The following is a 19,156-nucleotide window of genomic DNA, read 5'->3' on the forward strand; positions in this document are numbered from 1 at the left end:
TGTGTCTAGTTACGAATGTTTTTCCAATAGTTTGGCATGAGCCGCTGCCAAGCGAGCCACGGGAATGCGCGGCGCGGAACACGATACATAGTTCAAGCCTAAGTCGTGAACGAATTTAATCGAACGCGGATGGCCGCCGTGTTCGCCGCAAATGCCTATTTTCAAATCCGGGCGCTGCTGACGACCCAGTTCCACGGCCATTTTCATCAGTTTGCCCAAGCCCTCAATATCCAGTGTTTCGAAGGGGTTGTCTTCCAGCAGGCCTGATTCTTCGTACAGCGGTAAGAATTTGTTCTCGGCATCCTCGCGGGAGAATGAAAAAGTGGCTTGGGTTAAATCGTTGGTGCCGAATGAAAAGAAAGCAGCTGTCGCGGCCAGACGGTCGGCACGGGTACATGCCCGCACCGTTTCAATCATTGTGCCGAACTTGAAGTTGAGCTTGAGCTTGTATTGCGCTTCCACTTCGGCTTGAATCTCGTCGACATAGGTTTTCACGGTTTTCAATTCCTGTGCGGTGATCACCTGCGGCACCATGATTTCCGGTTCGACCGGAATCCGTTGTTTCACACACAATGCCGCCGCTTCCAGAATTGAGCGGATCTGCATTTTGTAGATTTCCGGATAGCTCATGCCCAGCCTGACGCCGCGATGACCCAGCATTGGGTTGACTTCGTACAGCTCCAGCACTTTATCCAGCATCATCTGTTTTTTACTGATCGCTTCCAAAATCACGTCTTCGTTCAGCATATTGAACGGTGCCGGCATTTCCGCCGGGTGCGCCAGCGTATCCAGCGTGACACGTTGGCCTTTGACGATGGTCAGGTAGTGTTTCAGCGCATCCAGCTCATCAATCAATTGGTGCTCATTGGGCAAAAACTCGTGCATGGGTGGATCCAGCAAACGCACGGTAACCGGGTGCGGCGACATGGCTTCGAACAACTGTTGGAAGTCATCGCGTTGAATCGGGAACAGTTTGGCTAAAGCCGCCTCGCGTTCTTCGGTGTTGTGCGCCAGAATCATATCTACCACTAAGGGTAAACGGTCGGCGGCGTTAAACATGCGTTCGGTACGGCACAAACCGACACCTTTGGCGCCGTAGCTGACCGCCAGTCTCGCGGTTTCCGGCGTGTCGACATTGGCATGCACACGCAAGCGGGCTATGCTGTCGGCCCAGCCCAGCAAGGTTTTTAATTCCTCAGAGAATGAGGGCGGAATGGTTGGGATCCGGCCCAAATAGATATTACCGTTGCTGCCGTCTATGGTAATCAGGTCGCCTTCCTTGATATGGATGTCGCCGACGATAGCCAAGCGGGCGCGGACATCGACTTTGATGTCTTCAGCCCCAGCCACGCAGGCTTTACCCATGCCGCGCGCCACCACCGCAGCGTGCGAGGTTTTGCCGCCGCGGCTGGTCAAGACGCCTTGCGCGGCGAAGAAACCGTGGATGTCTTCCGGCTTGGTTTCTTCGCGTAGCAAAATCAAATCTTGGCCGGTTTTACCCAGTCGAACGGCGGTGTCCGCGTCGAATACGCAATGGCCGCACGCGGCGCCGGGCGAAGCCGGCAGGCCTTGGGCAATGGCTTTAACTTCGTGATTGGGAGCTAATTGCGGATGCAGCAATTGTTCCAGCATGTCGGGATTGATCCGTAGCAGCGCTTGTTCTTTGCTGATCAAGCCCTCCGCCACCATATCGATGGAGGTTTTCACCATCGCGGTCGCGTTCATTTTGCCGTTTCGGGTTTGCAAACAATACAGAATGCCGCGCTCTATGGTGTACTCGTAATCTTGCACTTCGTGATAATGTGCTTCCAGTTTATTGCGCAATTCCACAAGTTGCCGATATTGCTCGGGCATTTCCTTCGCCATTTCATGGACCGGTTTGGGGGTACGAATGCCGGCGACCACGTCTTCGCCTTGGGCGTTGACCAGGTATTCGCCGTACATCTCGTTGACACCTGTGCCGGGATTACGAGTGAAACCGACGCCGGTGGCGCAGTCGTCGCCCATATTGCCGAATACCATGGTGACGATATTGACGGCGGTGCCGTTGGCAATGTCCGGTGTGATGTGAAACTCGCGGCGGTAATCGACGGCACGTTTTCCCAGCCAGGAGTTAAATACCGCACGAATGGCAATTTCCAGTTGCTGGTAAACGTCTTCCGGAAACGGCCGGCCGGTTTCTTCATGCACCACAGTCAGGAATAGTTCGCTGATTTCCTGGAGTTGGTCGGCTGTCAACGCCACATCGGCTTTGATGCCGGCCGCACGCTTGACGTTGTTGAAATGCACGTCGAATTTTTCGTCGTCGATACCCAGCGCCACCTTGCCGAATAATTGGATGAAGCGGCGATAGGCATCGTAAGCAAAGCGCGGGTCGTCGGTCATTTCGATCAAGCCGGCCAGGGTTTGCTTGTTCAAACCTAAATTCAGAATGGTGTCCATCATGCCCGGCATCGAGATGGCCGAGCCGGAACGTACCGAAACCAGTAGCGGGTCGTTGGCGCCGCCAAACGATTTACCGCTCAGTTGCTCGATTTCGGCGATTTGCTGACGAACTTCATCCATCAGATCGACGGGTAACTGTTTGTTTTCCAGGTAAGTCAGACAGGTTTGGGTGGTGATGACAAAGCCCGGCGGTACGTTAAAGCCCATTTGCGTCATTTCGCACAGGTTTGCGCCTTTGCCGCCCAGTAATGCCTTGTTTTTGCCGTCGCCCGTATTGAATGAATAGCTGTATTTTGGAGTCATTATGGCCTTGTCGAAGTGTTGAAGTTAAATGATGGCTGCGGGAAACGCCTTGAGTAGCTTGTCGGCGTCTCGTGATGCCGGGTATTGCGGTTAGAATACCCCACTTTTTACCTATTTTTTTGAGTCATTACAAGTTACGCGCCATGGATAAATTTGATGTCATTATCGTCGGAGCCGGCGCGTCCGGCTTAATGTGCGCTATCGAAGCCGCCAAGCGCGGCCGGCGGGTGAAGGTAGTGGAACATGCCAACAAGCCGGGCAAAAAGATTCTGATGTCCGGTGGTGGCCGTTGCAATTTCACTAACTACAGCATAGCCCCGGAAAATTACATTTCCAATAACCCGCATTTTTGCAAGTCGGCGCTTAGCCGCTTCACGCAATGGGATTTTTTGAGCTTTATACAGCGCCACCAAATACCGTTTCACGAACGCCTGCACGGGCAATTGTTTTGCGATAACAGCGCCAAGGATATTCTGGATGCGCTGTTAAAAGAATGCGGGCAAGCTGGCGCGACGCTGGCGTTAAATTGTCGGGTGGAGCGATTGGAGAAACGCGACGACGGCGATTTTTTACTGCACACCAGTAGCGGTGCGATGTCTGCATCAGCCTTGGTCATTGCCAGCGGCGGCTTATCGATACCGAAAATGGGCGCCACGCCGTTTGGTTATAAAGTCGCGGAACAATTCGGCATCAAAGTTTGGCCGACCCGAGCCGGTTTGGTGCCGTTAACGCTGCAACCAGGCGATTCAGAGCGCTTTACTCCGCTGACCGGTATCGCCGTGCCTTGCCGGATAAGCAATCAACAGCAGTCGTTTAAAGAAAATATTTTATTCACCCATCGCGGTTTAAGCGGGCCGGCCATCCTGCAAATATCCTCGTATTGGCATCCCGGCGAAGCGCTGCATGTAGACTTATTGCCGGATATGGATCTGGCGGAGACATTGAAAGAAAAGCGGCGGCAAGGCAGCAAATTAAAAATCCAAAATTTACTGGCCGACTACTTACCCAAACGTTTGTTGCAAGCTCTATTGGACGAGCGGCAGTTGGATATAATCGTTGCCAATTGCGCGGACAAAGATCTGAACGTGATCGCGGAAAATCTGCACCACTGGACGATCAAGCCGAATGCTACCGAAGGCTATCGTACCGCCGAGGTAACCGTCGGTGGCGTAGACTGCGACGCGATTTCCTCGAAAACCATGCAGAGCTTGCAAGTGCCGGGGTTGTATTTTGTTGGGGAAGTGTTGGACGTCACCGGGTGGCTGGGCGGGTATAACTTTCAGTGGGCTTGGTCTTCGGGGTGGTGTGCCGGGCAATATGTTTGAGGGTAGCAGTACAATCAATTCAGCTTTTCCAACAATGCCGGTTTTACCTGCTCAAGCCAATCCAGAATCCGGGTTTTGGTAAGCTCGGGTTGGTTGTGGTGATCCAGCACCAGGCCGACAAATTTGCCATCGACTACAGAACTGGAGTGGGTAAAGTGATAGCCATCCGTGCTCCAGGCGCCGGTCACCTCGGCACCATAAGACCGAACGTGGTGATACAAATGAATTAATGAGCTGGCAAAGCGCGCGTAGTATTTTTGTTGGTTACCCAAACCAAACAGGGCAACCCGCTTTCCGGATAAATCCGCCTCATCCAGGCGGAATAAAAACTCTTCCCAGTTGCCTTCTTCGCTGCCGGTGGTTCTGCCGGGTATTTCGCCGACGCCGTAACTGGGCATTCCCAAAATCAAGGCTTTGTAACCAAGCAGTTCCGTTACTGTTGCTTGATTAACATTCACCGGTTCGCTGGCAATTTCGTCGCCCAAAACTCGGTACATGACCTGCGCCATCATCGCTATCATACCTTTCTCGGTGCCGTAGAAAATTCCAATCTTGTTCATTGTTAAATCTCCATCGAATTGTCTACAAGCAGCAAAGCAAAATTTAAACCATCAGTAATCTTGGGTTCTGAGTTCTCGCTAAGTGGGTAACTTCAACGCTTTGCGGTAGACTGCCCAGTGGAAAGGGGCGAAACAGTGACTAACGTATTTGGTTATCTTTGTAACAATGAAACAGACACTCTGTCCGTTGCTTACAAAATCTGACAGAAATGTTGCTGTGTTTGGCTGATGCATAACGCTTTTTCTGAATTAGACGGTTTTTTATCAACCAGCCGAACAATGGCTTGAACCTTTCTGGGTATAGGCGGTAATCGTTAATGGCTTAATCTTGAGATGGTTCATGGCACAAGCGGTTGGCCTAATCACATTCGCTGTGTGATAATCGAATTCAACTGCTAAGCTTCTGCTAACAGAAAACTGAGGAAACCATGTCAAACGATACTTTACTGGTCAGGCACAACGCCACCGGAAAAGAAGTTGAATATCCGTTGTTGAAGGGGTCTTTGGGTGCAGATACTGTCGATATTCGCTCTTTAAACAAAGATCTTGGGTGTTTTACTTACGATCCGGGCTTTATTGCCACGGCTGCTTGCAAAAGCAAAATTACATACATTGATGGTGATAACGGGATTTTGTTGTATCGCGGTTATCCTATCGAACAATTAGCGGAAAACTGCGAATTTACTGAAGTTGCCTATTTGCTGATGAACGGCGAACTGCCCAATGCGGAGCAGTTGCGCGACTTTAATGAAGAAGTCAGCGACAGAGCCATCATCCACGAAGCTTTGCGCAAATTCTTTGATGGTTTCCATTACGATGCCCACCCTATGGCGATGCTGGTGGGGGTGGTGGGGTCCTTGTCGGCGTTTTATCACAGCGATTTGAACATTAAAGATCCTGCCAGCCGCATGATCTGTGCGACCCGGCTGATAGGCAAGATGCCCACCATTGCCGCAGCGTCATACCGGCATTCCATCGGTCGACCCTTCGTATACCCCCGCATGGATCTGAGTTATTGCGAGAACTTCCTGAATATGATGTTCTCTCGTTCCTCGCAAAACTATATCGATCAAGAACATTACATCGATCCCAATCTGGTCCAAGCGCTGAATCTGTTGTTTATTTTGCATGCCGACCACGAGCAAAATGCCAGTACCTCGACGGTGCGCATGGCGGGCAGTACCGGCGCCAATCCTTATGCCTGCGTGGCAGCCGGCATCGCGGCGTTGTGGGGACCGGCTCACGGCGGCGCCAACGAAGCGGTTTTGAATATGTTGGCGCAAATCGGTAGCGTCGAAAACGTCCCCAAATATATCGCCAAAGCCAAGGATCACGACGACCCGTTCCGTTTAATGGGCTTTGGGCACCGGGTTTATAAAAACTTCGATCCGCGCGCTACCATCATCCGCAAAACCTGCTACGAGGTGTTGAGCAGAACCAACACCAACGATCCTCTGTTTGAACTGGCCTTGGCCTTGGAAGAATATGCGTTGAAAGACGAGTATTTCATCGAGAAAAAACTCTACCCCAATGTCGATTTCTATTCCGGCATTATCTATAAAGCCCTGCACATCCCCGTCGAAATGTTCACTGTGATGTTTGCGATAGCCCGAACCGCCGGCTGGATTTCACATTGGCTGGAGATGATGGAAGAGCCGGCGACGCCTATCAGCAGGCCGAGACAGTTATACGTCGGGCCGCCGCGCCGCGACTATACCGCTGTGAATAATCGCTAAATTATGCAGAAAATCGACATGAAGTCAGCACAAACCAATACGCAAGAACCGCCTGAGAACGCCAAGACAGAACCCGATAAGACGCCGTCTGCGGAGCAAGATCCCGCCATTCCGACAGAAATTAATGGCCCGAAAGGTCCGGAGCCTACTCGTTTTGGCGATTGGGAACGCAAAGGCCGTTGCGTCGATTTCTAACAAAAAATTATTTTTCAACTTTAAATACAGGGTAAATCATGTCAGCAAACAGACCACTTTCACCCCATCTGCAAGTTTATCGATTGCCCTTAACCGGCTTGGTGTCAATCACCCACCGCATGACCGGGGTGTTCCTTTCCATAGGCCTGGTGCTATTTGTCTATGTGCTGTTCGCCATTGCCGCCGGCGAAGGTGCGTATGGTGCCATGCAGGCCTTTATGTCCTACTGGTTGTTTAAACTGGTGTATTGGGGCTTTATTTATGCGTTATTTTTTCATTTGGTGCACGGTATTCGCCATTTGATTTGGGATTTTTGCAAAACCTTCGAACGCATGACACTGGACAAATATGCAGTTTACGAACTGATTGCTTCGGCGTCGTTGACATTGATTACCTTTGTGGTTTCTTAAAGGAGGGCTGGTTATGGATTACAAAGCAATATTGGAAAAAGCCGCCGATTTTTTCTCGGTACATAGCGGCTCGGGCCATTTCTGGTACCAGCGCGTCACGGCCGTGGCTTTGGTGCCCCTGTCGATCTGGCTGCTGGTGTTATTAAACAAAGCGTTGAACGCACCGTATGCGGATACCGTGGATTGGTTGTCTTCACCATTCAACACCCTGGCGATTATCGCCTGGACCGTGGCAGTGGTTTATCACGCCGCGTTGGGTGTGCAGGTCGTGATCGAAGATTATGTGTCGACTATTCCGGTAAGAAACTTGGCAATACGTGCCACCAATCTGATTTTTTTAGTTTTGGGTGTCGCGGCATTGCTCGCGATTATCATCATCTTTTTCGCAAGGTAACTCATGGCCTCAGCATATAACATCATCGAACACCAACATGACGTTGTGGTGGTTGGCGCCGGCGGGGCCGGTTTGCGGGCTACTTTTGGTATGGTGGAAAAAGGTCTGAAAACCGCCTGTATCAGTAAAGTGTTTCCTACCCGCAGTCACACCGTCGCTGCACAGGGTGGTATCAGCGCCGCGCTCGGCAATATGGGTGAGGATGACTGGCGTTTTCACATGTATGACACCGTAAAAGGTTCGGATTGGCTGGGCGATCAAGATGCGATCGAGTACATGTGCCGGGAAGCGATTCCTGCCATCATCGAGTTGGAACACTACGGCGTGCCGTTTTCCAGAACCGCAGAAGGTAAAATTTACCAGCGGGCTTTTGGTGGTATGTCTACGCATTACGGTAAAGGCCAAGCGCAAAGAACCTGCGCAGCAGCCGACGTAACCGGTCATGCCATTTTGCATACCCTTTACCAACAGGCTTTAAAACACAAAGCTGAATTCTTCGTCGAGTACATCGCGTTGGATTTGATCATGGAAGAGGGCGAGTGCCGCGGCGTCCTGGCCTGGTGCCTAGATGACGGTTCCATTCACCTGTTTCGCGGCCATCAAACGGTAATGGCAACCGGTGGCTACGGTCGTACCTTTCTATCGTGCACATCGGCGCACACGGTTACCGGCGACGGCAATGGCATGATCTTGAGAGCGGGTTTGCCTTTACAAGATATGGAGTTTGTGCAATTCCATCCAACAGGTATCTACGGTTCCGGCTGTTTGATGACCGAAGGCGCGCGCGGCGAGGGTGGTTATTTGACCAACTCCGAAGGCGAACACTTCATGGCTCGTTACGCCCCGCATGCCAAAGACTTGGCGTCTCGCGACGTAGTGAGCCGGGCGATTACGGTCGAGATTAACGAAGGACGCGGCATCGGTCCAAAGAAAGACCACGTACATTTGCATTTGGAGCATCTCGACCCGGCCATCATCCATGAGCGTTTGCCCGGCATCACCGAAACCGCCCGAATTTTTGCCGGTGTCGATGCGACGAAACAACCGATTCCGGTTTTACCGACCGTGCATTACAACATGGGCGGTATTCCGACCAATTACAAGGCCGAAGTGGTCACACTGAAAGACGGTAATCCCGATTATGTGGTTCCTGGCTTGATGGCGATCGGTGAAACCGCCTGTGTTTCGGTACATGGCGCCAATCGTTTAGGCTCTAACTCTTTATTGGATTTAGTGGTATTCGGTCGCGCGGCGGCGATTCGTTGCACTGAGCTGATCAAGCCCGGCATGCCGCATAAGCAGTTGGCAAAAGACGCCACGGATCAAGCATTATCGCGTTTCGATAAAATCCGCCATGCCAACGGTAGCCGTAAAACGGCGGAAATCCGCATGGATATGCAAACGACCATGCAGTCTAAGGCGGCGGTATTCAGAACTGAGGCCACGCTAAACCAGGGTATCAAGGCCATAGGCGAGATTGCTGCATCGTTTGATGATGTCAAAGTGGGTGATAAATCGCTGATTTGGAATACCGATCTGGTGGAAACCCTGGAGCTGGATAATTTGCTCGGCCAGGCTCAGGTTACTATTACTGCCGCCGGTAATCGTCAAGAAAGTCGCGGTGGCCATGCGCGTGAGGATTTCCCGAAACGCGATGACAAGAATTGGATGAAGCACACTCTGACCTGGCGGGAAGGCAATAAAGTCAAAATCGACTACCGCCCCGTCCACCTGTATACGCTTACCGACGAAGTCGAAGTCGTTGCGCCTAAAGAGAGGGTTTACTAATGGTTGAATTTACACTACCCAAAAACTCGGTGATTAAAAAGGGTAAAACCTATAAAGCCGAGGGCGCTACCAACGTCCGCCATTTTGAAGTTTATCGCTGGGATCCGGATTCTGGGGAAAATCCGCGCATCGACACCTATGAGATCGATACGGACCAATGCGGACCGATGGTGCTGGATGCGATTCTGAAAATTAAAAATGAAATCGACAGCAGTCTGACCTTTCGTCGCTCCTGCCGTGAGGGTGTTTGCGGCTCGTGCGCGATGAACATCAACGGTAAGAATACGCTGGCCTGTACCAAAGCGATTAGTGACTATAAAGGTACCGTGAAAATATTCCCGTTGCCGCATATGTCGGTGGTCAAAGATTTGGTCGCAGATATGACGCATTTCTTCGAACAATATACGTCGATAAAACCCTGGTTAACTGCTGAATCAGAAGCGCCTGCCGAAACCGAACGCCTGCAAAGCAGGGAAGATCGCGCCAAGCTCGATGGTCTCTACGAATGCGTGCTTTGCGCATGTTGTTCAACCAGTTGCCCAAGTTATTGGTGGAATAGCGATAAATATCTCGGCCCGGCAATCCTGTTGCAAGCCTATCGTTGGTTAGCCGATAGCCGCGATGAAAACGATAAAGAACGTTTGGACGAACTCGATGAGTCGTTTAAATTGTATCGCTGCCACACCATTATGAATTGCACGGATACTTGTCCAAAAGGACTTAACCCCGCCAAGGCGATTGCGGAAATCAAGAAGCTCTTGGTGGAACGCGACCATCTGTGAGCGAAAACATCAATAAGCTGCGCTGGCGTTGCCGGCGCGGTACCCTTGAGCTGGATTTGATGCTTGTCAGGTACTTAGAACATCGTTACCTCTTCGCCGACACTACGGAACAGCAAACGTTTTTGCAAATGTTGGAACTTGAAGACACTGAACTGATGCGATACTTGATGGGTGAACAATTGCCGAGCGAAGATAATATGAAAAGCTTGGTCTTGGTAATCAGAACTTTGCCGGTTTAAGTTTTGCTAAAATCTGGCTGCATAAGCGATGCTTCCCTCCATACAAAATGATCTAACGTATTAAAAAACTTCAAATAAACTCTCCTTTACGTATCTTGCGGCAGATAAAGTCCCAAGATTGTTCAAAAGTCATTTAAAACCTATTTGGAATGAAAAAGAGCGACTTCAATTATCAGTTGCCGGAGCAACTTATTGCCCAGTATCCGCTGCCGGAACGGAGTGCCAGTCGATTGTTGCGTCTGGATAGACAAAGTGCGGCAATTGCAGACTGTCAGTTTGCCGATTTTGTCGACATGATAAGCAGCAACGATTTATTGGTTTTTAACAATACCAAAGTCATGCCTGCTCGCTTGTTCGCGCATAAGTCAAGCGGCGGTAAAGTCGAAATGTTGATCGAGCGAATCGAGGATACTCACACAGCGCTTGCTCATGTTAAAGCAAGTAAGTCGCCAAAGACCGATGCCTTGTTGAGCTTGGAGAATGGCGCGGTATGCAGGGTTATGGGTAGACATAACGATTTATTCAGGCTGCGGTTTGAAACGGAAGCCGGCTTGTTGGCGCTATTGGACGAAGTAGGGCATATTCCGCTGCCGCCTTATATTAGCCGTGTTGACGAAGCAAGTGATTTGGATCGTTACCAAACGGTATTTGCCGAGCAACTGGGCGCGGTGGCTGCACCTACAGCCGGGTTACATTTCGATCAGCCAACTATGGATCGCTTAGATCAAAAAGGCGTAGCGCGCAGTTTTGTAACTTTGCATGTCGGCAGCGGCACATTTCGTCCTGTGCGGGTCGAGGATCTATCCGAACACGTGATGCACAAGGAGTTTTATAGCATCTCGCAAGATTGTGTAGATGCAGTTAATCAGGCGAGGGCCAGGGGAGGCAGAGTTGTGGCTATAGGTACCACTGCGGTAAGAGCTTTGGAGTCAGCCTCACATAGTGGCGTATTGCAGGCTGGATGCGGCGATACTGACTTATTTATAACGCCGGGTTATTCGTTCAAATCTGTAGATGCGTTGCTGACCAACTTTCATTTGCCGGAGTCGACGTTGTTAATGTTGGTTTCGGCATTCGCGGGCTATGACGCAGTCATGAACGCTTATCGCCATGCTATTGAGCAACGCTATCGATTTTTCAGCTATGGCGATGCGATGCTGGTTATTTAAGGATTTTCTGAGCGAAGATTCTATCTGCTCCAGCATGTTGAGGCATCTAATGTTGCGCTCGCTACGGTTTTGCTGCCGGTATTGTCTATTAATAAGGTACCGCATTTGTCACTGGCTTGGGCTCCGGTCGGAACCGCGCTCAAGGTATAGCTACTAGCACTGGCGCCACTAATAGTTACCGTGTAAAAGCCGGCGGTTTCTGTTGGGATCGTATAGATCGATGGTGTCCCGGTATCGCCGGTTGACGATCCACAACCGGTTACCGCAGTTCCTCCCGCAGCGGCGTCACAAAAGGTATTGGCTTCCGTAAAACGTCGCTCCATGGCATTGGTTAGTCCGAGCAATACGCCTTTGACATCCGCTCTTCGCGATTTGCGTACACTCTCTTGATAGCCAGGTATCGCGACGCCTGCAAGTATGCCGATGATCGCCACTGTAACCATTAACTCTATAAGAGTTACGCCTTGTTGTGTTTTGTTCATTTTAATTTTGACCGGTTTGGGTTTTATCGTTTATTGAAATATGTAAGCCTGTTATCGCATATCGGTTTAATTCAGTGAATACACGCAAGTTCACGGCTAAACCCAGATTCCCCAAAAGTCACAGGCATTAAATTCTTAGTATCAGACTAATTCCAAAATAAGTTCTCAACAACTGAGCTATTTATCTCAATTGGCGCCAAGAAGTTCTTTTGCCGCCACCACCTCCTCCGCCAGGGGTAGTTGGGGCATTTTTAAAAATCATTTTGTCCAGACCATCGCTACCGGATCCGATACCAATATTCTCAACAAGACTAAGATTTTTATGTATGCCAATGCCCATGTCAAAACCAGTAGCAGCAACTAATTTGCCATCAATTAGCATAAGATCGTTTATATCAGCTTTACTATCATTACCGAATAAATCGAAAGAGGCTGTAGCGGGGCGTTTACCTGTAATTGCCTCCACAGTCATGACGCGGCTCACACCGCCACCCGAGCAAGGATCAGCACTCGGAATCATTGTCGAGAAAATCACTAAATCTTGATACAGAACCGCTGGACTAACGACTCTTTCACCTTGAGCGATATTCGTGGGCTTAAGGAGGTTCATAGCCCAGCCTTTTTTAAGATTGGCTGCACTGCAAGTGGCGGTGGGCGTATCGTCGTCCGTTGATGGAATGGTTGCCACCGAGTAACACACAGTATTTCTAGAGCTTACCCGTACCACGCCTGTTTCCTCTACGCCGGCAGAGTTTTTGGGGTTACCCTCATATGTGATAGTTTGCTCTTGTAGTTTCGCTCTGTCGGTGATTGCCCCAGAGTTGTCATCCCACAGGCCGTAAAAAGACTGAACCTGTGGACTCGTCGGTATGACGTTGTCAGTAGTCTCAAAATATTTGCCTGTACCAAAATACACCATAATGCCACCGGTTTGCTCTGAGCCAACTGCACCAACACTAGGTTTTCCGGTAATCGGTTGACGGTTTGCCGATGTGCATGACGTGCCTGTTGTGGTGCAGGCGACGAATAGTGGCGCGCCACTATTAGCAATAGTCCAACTAGTTGCGGAGGTCGTGCCTACGTTGAATTTCCAAAGGTTTCCGTAGAGATCGCCGGCGTATATGGTGTCTACAATTGTGTCCCCGTCAGTATCAACCGCCTTTGGTGATGACAGACCATTTTTTTGCGCGGCGTCACCGACTCCGGTATCAAATTTTTTGATTAACGCGCCTGTCTTGGCATTCAATACAAACAACACTGCCTTACCCGCGTCGCTGTTATAGCCATTCGCAACGATAACGGCCCATGTGCCGTCTTTCATTCTAGCGATAGCGGGTTGACCTATTGTATAGCCTAGGTCATTGTCATCCGTGCTAGTGAACTCCCATAAAACGCTGCTGGCGCCAAACGTATCCGGATTAGTGATGTCGAGAGCGAATGCGGCTCTGCCCCCGGCCCCCGTGACACCTGCGAGAAGGGTATGCCAGCTCGAATCGTAATACACGTCGCCAAAGCTTGACATGCCGTCAATAAAATACTGATGGGCATAAGTGAGCGATGTCAACTTGCTTAATTCCGGAAATAACGCATTCGGGACATAAGCAAAAATCTCTGTGCCGCCAGTGGTGATCGAGCCGGAGTTCTTTTTAGCGTCGAACCCATGTAGCATGCCGTCATTGGCACCTACGTAAATCATGGGTCTGCGATTTTGGTAACTCGTACTGGCCCGAAATGAAGTGTAGTCGCTACCTTCTGCTCCGGGTAGTGAACTGTATCCGAAGTCATCGGTTCCAACATAGATGGGGTCGGAGTTTACGATGTCACCGAGCTTGTTGGTAGCAATTGTGGCATTCGCTAGATCCGTGTTGTTTTCTAGGAAAGTGCCGTCAAATTTCTTGATTCTGTTTCTAAAGTTTCCGGTACCCAAGCGCTGTTCGTTTGTGTTATCCCCGCGTAACCAATTGAGCCGTAACTCACCTTTGCCGTCAGCAGTACCCGATATTTGGTTTAAATAGTCCTGCTGCGAACTGCCTGTTGGCGCGGTGGTTAAGTTTGCCCATCGAAACTCTATACCCCGTGGAGCACTGGTTAACGTTGGGTTGAGAGTGTAAATTTTGCGGCTACTTGGTGTCGGTAACTTTGTGGCAGCGTCCCAGTTGAGATTGTTTGTTTCCAATGCGCCAGTAGTGTCATTGATCGGGATCGCCAACAAATGTCCGCTCCAGTCTCTTGGATCGAATTTGGCTTGATAAACCAATGTCCCGGTATTTAATTTTGCGGTATTGGCGGCTACCGCAGAGGAAGAACTGACGTTGCTGAGTATTTTGGCAAAAGCTTTTCCTAATTGCTCGGAGAGTTTACCTGCATTGGTTACCAGAAAATAACCGTCAGGAGTACCATTTTTATCTTCGTCCCATTCATTTTGGTCAAGAATGTTGTCTTTGTTTTTGTCGTTTACGCCCCATTTTGCCGCGTACCAAAGCGGGTCATGTTTAATAAAGCTGGCTGACGTGGTGGTGCCCACGTTAAATGTTCTGGATGCCGTGAGTGGTAAAGAGACGCCATCGGCCCAAGTGCCACCAGGAAACTGACCTGGAGGTGTATCAAGAAAATAATCTTTATCATTTTCTCCGGCATCGGGTTTGTCACGTACTTCCAGGTAAACGCCGTCCTTGGTGGTACCGGAAATAACGTAACCCATGTGCTGGGTTATGCCGCCCGCGGCATAGGTTGAATTCAGATCGACCACTACTTGGTTTGATGCATTGACCGTAAACGTGTATTCCACAATCGCATCCATATCGTGATCGGCAGCTTGCTCGACGTCTTCGTAATTTATACGGAATTTTCCGTACGGGCGTCCTCCGTTAATCGCGGCATCTTTATTGCCTGGAGTAACACCCGAGACAGGTTCTACCGTGTTGACAATCTTTTCCACGTAAAAGTCTACGATCTGATTGGTGGGCTGAAAGCTGGTTGAGGACTGGGAGATGCTAGAGCCCGCTACGGATTTTGCGAAGGGTACCAAGGTTACTATCTTGCCGTTGACCGGTATTTCGATTCTGGGGAGCGGCGAAGCTAATGCCACTGCCAACGTATCAGTTTTCTGATCGCCGGTAGCGGCGTTTAGATCGGTTTGTCTGCCGTACAAAGCAATGCTACCGGCATAAAAGCCACCTAATTTGGTGGGTTCTTCCGGAGCGAGGCCACGGATATTTTTAAAGCTGTTTGCCGATTTTGCCGTGGGGGCACCGTCGCTGAGAATCCCCGATTGACCGATAAAAATATTGCTCGATTCGGATTCGTTACCCCAAATTGTATCGGCTAGAGTCGATACATTCAGACCAGACAAATCACCTGAGAACGACGAGTCAAAATAGCTGCCGGGTAACTGATTGGTATCGTAGGATGCGTTTATATCGCTTATAACCAGTTGCATTGGTTTCGCACAGCTCAGATATTTACCGCCTGTATTTGAATATGGATCAAGCCAAGTCGGCAAAGGCAATCCTAGTGTTGCATCAGGGGTATCCGTGGCTGTTATGGAGTAGGCTGAGGTGGGGGCTGCTTTACCAGCAAAATAGCGTAAACCCTCGTACATCATTTCCGCTATAGGGTTACCCCATTCGGCTGCTTCACCTTCCGTTATTGCGCGCGTGGTAATCCACCCAGAAGCGTAAGCGTGATCCGAGTAGTTGAAGGTGTTGATACGTAGGTTGTTGATTGTCTTGACGATACCGTTGGTTGTCGTAAATATGCCTGTAGTAGGGTCTACTTCGTTGGTGAAAGATTCTATGTTTTTCCTGAGTACGCCGCCCGAGATGTTCTTTTTATAAGAACCGGTCAGCAAGCCAAATGCCATCGAGTCATTTTCGCCATAGGTGTGTAGCAACCCTGTGGGTTTATAGGTTGTGGTTGATCCACTTTTGTAGGCTTTGCAGTTGGCTTCCAATTTGCCGGTTTCGCAGACGTTAACATTGACACTGTAGTCGGTGATGCTAGAGGCGGTATTCGAGGTGTCCCAGCGCAATACGAAGCTGTCGTCGCCGTAAGCCTCCTCGTGGTGGTATTCAATATCGTAAGCGACACCAGCGGTGAGATGAATAGTGCCATTATTAGTATTGCAATTGCAGACGCCATGGCCTCCGTAATATCCTGCCACTACCGTACCGTTAATCAATACTTCTACTGCATCGTCGCCATCTACCGAAAACTTGTAATTGAGACTGGCAGGAACAGTGATTTTTCCTTTTACAACGGTTAAATAACGTTCGGTACGTTCAGGATTACCATTGGCCTCCAGTCTAGTCATGTTGTCAGTGTGGCGTAAGTTACCGGTGGTGCCGTAATTAGTAACAAATGTTGCATACTCCGCAACGCTCGATGGATGGGCGGGAGCAGTATCTCCGGTTCTATAAGTTTTTCTCACCAAATTGCTGAATACTATATCGGGAACTACCGACCAGTTAGAGCTACCCGTGGTTGCACAGGCTGTACGGCTGCCGTTATCGCAATCGCTACCGGCCACGGGCCGTTCGATGGAAAGCCATTCCCAAACGCGGTAGGAAGTATTATTTAAGACGCGCATCAAGGGTTGGCCGGTGTAACTTAAGGACACATTTGCAAATAGGTGGCTTTTCCCCGTAGCGGGCTCGGCCAACGGTGTGTAGTCTGAGATAAGGTATCCCGGGTTATTGCTAGGATTGTATTCCTTACCCCATGAATGGGCATCTTGAGGGATAAATGAGCGTTTGAGTACGGTCTTCGAGGTGGTGTCGTCGCCTCGGTAACCGCCATATAGTACCTTGCGGAGAGCGTCAATACGCGCGGTTGTAATGTAGTTAAGAAAATCACCGCTCCAGTCACCGTCCACCGATGAACAGGTTTTATCAGTAGCTGATGGTGTTTTTGCTTTCGGTGTAAAGTATCCTCCGTCGCTGTCCACGTAATCGTAACAACGATGCGAGTCGAAATACCCGAAGTAGTCGATGCTTGGTTTATAGCCAACGTCAATTAATCCATCGCCGTTAAGGTCAGAGGCATCGTTATAGGCTTCATAATACAACTTATGATCGCGGCCCATGGTCAGCATGACGATAGGTGGAACGCTCGAGGTTAGAAATAAGGGTTGTTGAGAAATACCTGCCGAAGCGTTGAAGCTTGCTAGCAATGTCTGAGACAGAATCAGCAAAAAAAAGGCTTTTACTTGGCGTTGCTTAGTTTTCATGATTTTGCCCTCTGCGCGTTTCTGTCTGAAATCAACATAGTCAGTACGACTCACTAAATTTGGTAAATAGACTGGAGCATGACGATAGTGTCTGCTGTGCCGCCGGTTGCTCTGGCGGTAATTCGATAGTTATGTTTTCCGGGACATGCTGCAGGTGCGGGCAAGCAGCCCAAGTCTTCGATTATGTAACGAGGATTAGCGCTGAGGTTTGACAAAACGCCCGTATAAAGCACCGAATCATTGTCGTCCCAACTTATGCTGTCCCAAACTTCCGACGTTTCCGCTGTTGCGCTATTGCAATCTTTATCGCGCGGATTGAATCTCCCGGCAGCTTTGCTGCAGGTGTAGGCATGGGTATTTAGCCAAGTTTCCCCCGCTTGCAAGGCGGACTCCGCCGCTTGAAAGGCAAGATTACGGTCACGCATATTGCCGGCCATTTTTTCTTCCAGACTAGTGACATTGGTGCCGGTCACGCCAATGATCGTCAGAAGCATCAGCATGATTAAGGCGACGACTAGCACTGCGCCAGTTTGTTTTGTTTTCGACTTATTCATGGTGCCACCTATTGCAGCCGATTACGCACTGCAAGCGTCGCGTTGAACACGCGGCGAATTCGCCGGTCACCTGGGTTAATGCCAGTGTTCCCGTTGTAATCGTAAGTGAGGGTTTGCGAGGCCAGATTCTCGCTGGTGCGCGCCAGGATGGAGATACGCACGCTGGCGACATGGGTGATATCGGTGACGTTGGCGGCGGTTTTATATTGGTTGGCTACCCCGTCGGCATCAGTATCTTCTCCGTAGAGAATTTGCAGGTTTTCGATGCCATCGAGTATTTCAACTGGATTGCTGCTACTTGCAGCCTTGGTATTGTCGTATCGCCAAAGAGCTGGTTCCCCGCTTGCGCCTGGACGGATGAAATAGCTGTATGCGCGGTAAGCAAACACTTCCGAGCTGGTTTTGTAGCAGGGTGGGGAAGCGCAAGTTGCCGGCAAAGACACCGCATTGTGCTTAATCAGTGTCGAGGTAGTGCCCGTGGTGGCCCGGAAAAGGTCGGCGTTGCTACAGCTGGATATTAAAACCGGATCACCATCAACTATGCCGCAAGTATTGGAACTGGAAATTTGTATATCCGAGCTTGCGCTTGCCATATCTGCTGATAAATAACCGCCGCAACTTTCACCGTAAACCACTGTTATGACATCGGTGCCAGGAGTGATCGGCGTAGCTAAACCTGACAAGGCGCTTGGCAAGGCTGGGGACCAAGTGGTCGTTACCGGCGATGCCTCACTGCCGTTGTAGCCGACTATGATAGTGGCTGGTGTTGGCGACGATATAGCTGGCGCAACAACGGGCGAGGTAATTGCGGTTGTGGCAGTATTGGTGGGTGTTAAATCGGTTATGGATATACAGCCTTGAAAACCGCTTAAGCGTAAGTCTTTGCTGAGTATTTCCAACGCATAACGGCTGTTTTCTTGTAAACGGGATAGGCCTTCCTGCATTCCGTAAGTCTGCTTCGCGTTAACGAAAATCTTAATTACCCCGCCTAATAGGAAGGCGCCCAGAAGCAGCGCAATCATAATTTCTATGAGAGTCATGCCTGTTTGCAGGAAATAGGTCTGATTTTTTTTCATGGCTGGAAACTCATTACAAACCGTTGCGTCGCCGCTCCATCATGGTCGTCATCCCACCAAATTTTTACCGCATACGCATCGCCTATCCCGTCGCAGTTGTGTGCGGATTTTGAATTTCCGTCCCCCGGGGTTTTGTCCTTACACACGACACCTTCGCCGCTAGGTAATTGACTTCTTAGTTGGTCGTTCCATTGTTTTAAATCGTAACCAGCCATTTGTGCCGGTGTGCAAGTGTTTGCTAAGCAATCGTTATTCGTTTCTGCTTGGTTATCGTAGTTACCCACTGCGTTTGCTCGTACTCGGTCTGCTATATCGTAAGCAAGCAAAGTAGCCTGTGAGCGAAAATATGCACTTTGATTGTTCCGCAGGCTTGTGGATTGCAAGCCCGCCAAGCCAAGCAAGCCCAGGGCAAGTATCACCACGGCGATCAAGACTTCTATTAACGTGAAACCGTTGGCTGTTTTCATGGGT

The 19,156-nt window shown here is 49.9% G+C and carries 16 protein-coding genes; 9 read left to right on the plus strand and 7 right to left on the minus strand.

Annotated elements, in window-relative coordinates:
- Nucleotides 1-9: 9 nt before the first annotated feature.
- Nucleotides 10-2,748, minus strand: a complete 2,739-nt coding sequence (gene ppdK / locus JL719_RS08345) for a pyruvate, phosphate dikinase (protein WP_033157411.1) — start codon at nucleotides 2,746-2,748, stop codon at nucleotides 10-12.
- Between the two features lie 143 nt (nucleotides 2,749-2,891).
- On the opposite strand from ppdK, the gene JL719_RS08350 reads away from it, so the two are divergent.
- On the plus strand, nucleotides 2,892-4,073 hold the full coding sequence (locus JL719_RS08350; RefSeq protein WP_033157474.1) for a BaiN/RdsA family NAD(P)/FAD-dependent oxidoreductase: 1,182 nt from the start codon (nucleotides 2,892-2,894) through the stop codon (nucleotides 4,071-4,073).
- A gap of 14 nt (nucleotides 4,074-4,087) precedes the next feature.
- Here the strand turns inward: JL719_RS08350 and JL719_RS08355 are convergent, their stop codons facing one another.
- Nucleotides 4,088-4,633, minus strand: coding sequence for a flavodoxin (locus tag JL719_RS08355; protein WP_033157412.1), 546 nt, complete (start codon nucleotides 4,631-4,633; stop codon nucleotides 4,088-4,090).
- Between the two features lie 428 nt (nucleotides 4,634-5,061).
- Here JL719_RS08355 and JL719_RS08360 point away from each other — a divergent pair, with 428 nt between their 5' ends.
- From JL719_RS08360 to queA, 8 genes are all read left to right on the plus strand, one after another.
- Nucleotides 5,062-6,369 (plus strand): citrate synthase, encoded by a 1,308-nt coding sequence (locus tag JL719_RS08360; protein ID WP_033157413.1) that lies wholly within the window; start codon nucleotides 5,062-5,064, stop codon nucleotides 6,367-6,369.
- Nucleotides 6,370-6,372: 3 nt separating this feature from the next.
- The gene (locus JL719_RS08365; RefSeq protein ID WP_033157414.1) at nucleotides 6,373-6,564 is read left to right on the plus strand and encodes a DUF1674 domain-containing protein; all 192 of its coding nucleotides are present in this window, start codon (nucleotides 6,373-6,375) and stop codon (nucleotides 6,562-6,564) included.
- 38 nt (nucleotides 6,565-6,602) lie between these two features.
- Nucleotides 6,603-6,974, plus strand: coding sequence for a succinate dehydrogenase, cytochrome b556 subunit (gene sdhC, locus JL719_RS08370; protein WP_033157415.1), 372 nt, complete (start codon nucleotides 6,603-6,605; stop codon nucleotides 6,972-6,974).
- Nucleotides 6,975-6,987: 13 nt separating this feature from the next.
- On the plus strand, nucleotides 6,988-7,368 hold the full coding sequence (sdhD, locus tag JL719_RS08375; protein ID WP_033157416.1) for a succinate dehydrogenase, hydrophobic membrane anchor protein: 381 nt from the start codon (nucleotides 6,988-6,990) through the stop codon (nucleotides 7,366-7,368).
- 3 nt (nucleotides 7,369-7,371) lie between these two features.
- A complete protein-coding gene (gene sdhA / locus JL719_RS08380; protein WP_033157417.1) occupies nucleotides 7,372-9,156 on the plus strand; it encodes a succinate dehydrogenase flavoprotein subunit in 1,785 nt (594 codons plus the stop codon).
- Nucleotides 9,156-9,938 carry a succinate dehydrogenase iron-sulfur subunit gene (gene sdhB, locus JL719_RS08385; RefSeq protein ID WP_033157418.1) on the plus strand — a complete coding sequence of 261 codons (783 nt, stop codon included), beginning with the start codon at nucleotides 9,156-9,158 and terminating at the stop codon, nucleotides 9,936-9,938. The genes sdhA and sdhB overlap by 1 nt, the downstream gene beginning before the upstream one ends.
- On the plus strand, nucleotides 9,935-10,177 hold the full coding sequence (locus JL719_RS08390) for an FAD assembly factor SdhE (RefSeq protein ID WP_033157419.1): 243 nt from the start codon (nucleotides 9,935-9,937) through the stop codon (nucleotides 10,175-10,177). Before sdhB ends, JL719_RS08390 begins: the two co-directional genes overlap by 4 nt.
- A 149-nt stretch (nucleotides 10,178-10,326) precedes the next feature.
- Nucleotides 10,327-11,346, plus strand: a complete 1,020-nt coding sequence (queA, locus tag JL719_RS08395) for a tRNA preQ1(34) S-adenosylmethionine ribosyltransferase-isomerase QueA (RefSeq protein WP_033157420.1) — start codon at nucleotides 10,327-10,329, stop codon at nucleotides 11,344-11,346.
- 20 nt (nucleotides 11,347-11,366) lie between these two features.
- Here queA and JL719_RS08400 read toward each other — a convergent pair whose 3' ends face one another.
- The 5 genes from JL719_RS08400 to pilV form a co-directional block, all read right to left on the minus strand.
- Nucleotides 11,367-11,828, minus strand: coding sequence for a type IV pilin protein (locus JL719_RS08400; RefSeq protein WP_084153333.1), 462 nt, complete (start codon nucleotides 11,826-11,828; stop codon nucleotides 11,367-11,369).
- A 181-nt stretch (nucleotides 11,829-12,009) separates the two neighbouring features.
- Nucleotides 12,010-17,055, minus strand: coding sequence for a PilC/PilY family type IV pilus protein (locus JL719_RS08405; protein ID WP_033157421.1), 5,046 nt, complete (start codon nucleotides 17,053-17,055; stop codon nucleotides 12,010-12,012).
- Between the two features lie 53 nt (nucleotides 17,056-17,108).
- On the minus strand, nucleotides 17,109-17,609 hold the full coding sequence (locus JL719_RS08410; protein ID WP_033157422.1) for a pilus assembly PilX family protein: 501 nt from the start codon (nucleotides 17,607-17,609) through the stop codon (nucleotides 17,109-17,111).
- An 8-nt stretch (nucleotides 17,610-17,617) separates the two neighbouring features.
- On the minus strand, nucleotides 17,618-18,685 hold the full coding sequence (locus JL719_RS08415; RefSeq protein ID WP_033157423.1) for a PilW family protein: 1,068 nt from the start codon (nucleotides 18,683-18,685) through the stop codon (nucleotides 17,618-17,620).
- Complete coding sequence (pilV, locus tag JL719_RS08420; protein ID WP_033157424.1) at nucleotides 18,682-19,152, minus strand: type IV pilus modification protein PilV; 471 nt, start codon at nucleotides 19,150-19,152, stop codon at nucleotides 18,682-18,684. The genes JL719_RS08415 and pilV overlap by 4 nt, the downstream gene beginning before the upstream one ends.
- Nucleotides 19,153-19,156: the final 4 nt, after the last annotated feature.

This window comes from Methylomonas sp. LW13 (assembly GCF_016865255.1).
Classification (GTDB): domain Bacteria; phylum Pseudomonadota; class Gammaproteobacteria; order Methylococcales; family Methylomonadaceae; genus Methylomonas.

Coding starts and splice junctions, on each gene's coding strand:
- ppdK (WP_033157411.1), bottom strand. CDS start 2,748: ATGACTCCAAAATACAGCTATTCATTCAATACGGGCGACGGCAAAAAC.
- JL719_RS08350 (WP_033157474.1), top strand. CDS start 2,892: ATGGATAAATTTGATGTCATTATCGTCGGAGCCGGCGCGTCCGGCTTA.
- JL719_RS08355 (WP_033157412.1), bottom strand. CDS start 4,633: ATGAACAAGATTGGAATTTTCTACGGCACCGAGAAAGGTATGATAGCG.
- JL719_RS08360 (WP_033157413.1), top strand. CDS start 5,062: ATGTCAAACGATACTTTACTGGTCAGGCACAACGCCACCGGAAAAGAA.
- JL719_RS08365 (WP_033157414.1), top strand. CDS start 6,373: ATGCAGAAAATCGACATGAAGTCAGCACAAACCAATACGCAAGAACCG.
- sdhC (WP_033157415.1), top strand. CDS start 6,603: ATGTCAGCAAACAGACCACTTTCACCCCATCTGCAAGTTTATCGATTG.
- sdhD (WP_033157416.1), top strand. CDS start 6,988: ATGGATTACAAAGCAATATTGGAAAAAGCCGCCGATTTTTTCTCGGTA.
- sdhA (WP_033157417.1), top strand. CDS start 7,372: ATGGCCTCAGCATATAACATCATCGAACACCAACATGACGTTGTGGTG.
- sdhB (WP_033157418.1), top strand. CDS start 9,156: ATGGTTGAATTTACACTACCCAAAAACTCGGTGATTAAAAAGGGTAAA.
- queA (WP_033157420.1), top strand. CDS start 10,327: ATGAAAAAGAGCGACTTCAATTATCAGTTGCCGGAGCAACTTATTGCC.
- JL719_RS08400 (WP_084153333.1), bottom strand. CDS start 11,828: ATGAACAAAACACAACAAGGCGTAACTCTTATAGAGTTAATGGTTACA.
- JL719_RS08405 (WP_033157421.1), bottom strand. CDS start 17,055: ATGAAAACTAAGCAACGCCAAGTAAAAGCCTTTTTTTTGCTGATTCTG.
- JL719_RS08410 (WP_033157422.1), bottom strand. CDS start 17,609: ATGAATAAGTCGAAAACAAAACAAACTGGCGCAGTGCTAGTCGTCGCC.
- JL719_RS08415 (WP_033157423.1), bottom strand. CDS start 18,685: ATGAAAAAAAATCAGACCTATTTCCTGCAAACAGGCATGACTCTCATA.
- pilV (WP_033157424.1), bottom strand. CDS start 19,152: ATGAAAACAGCCAACGGTTTCACGTTAATAGAAGTCTTGATCGCCGTG.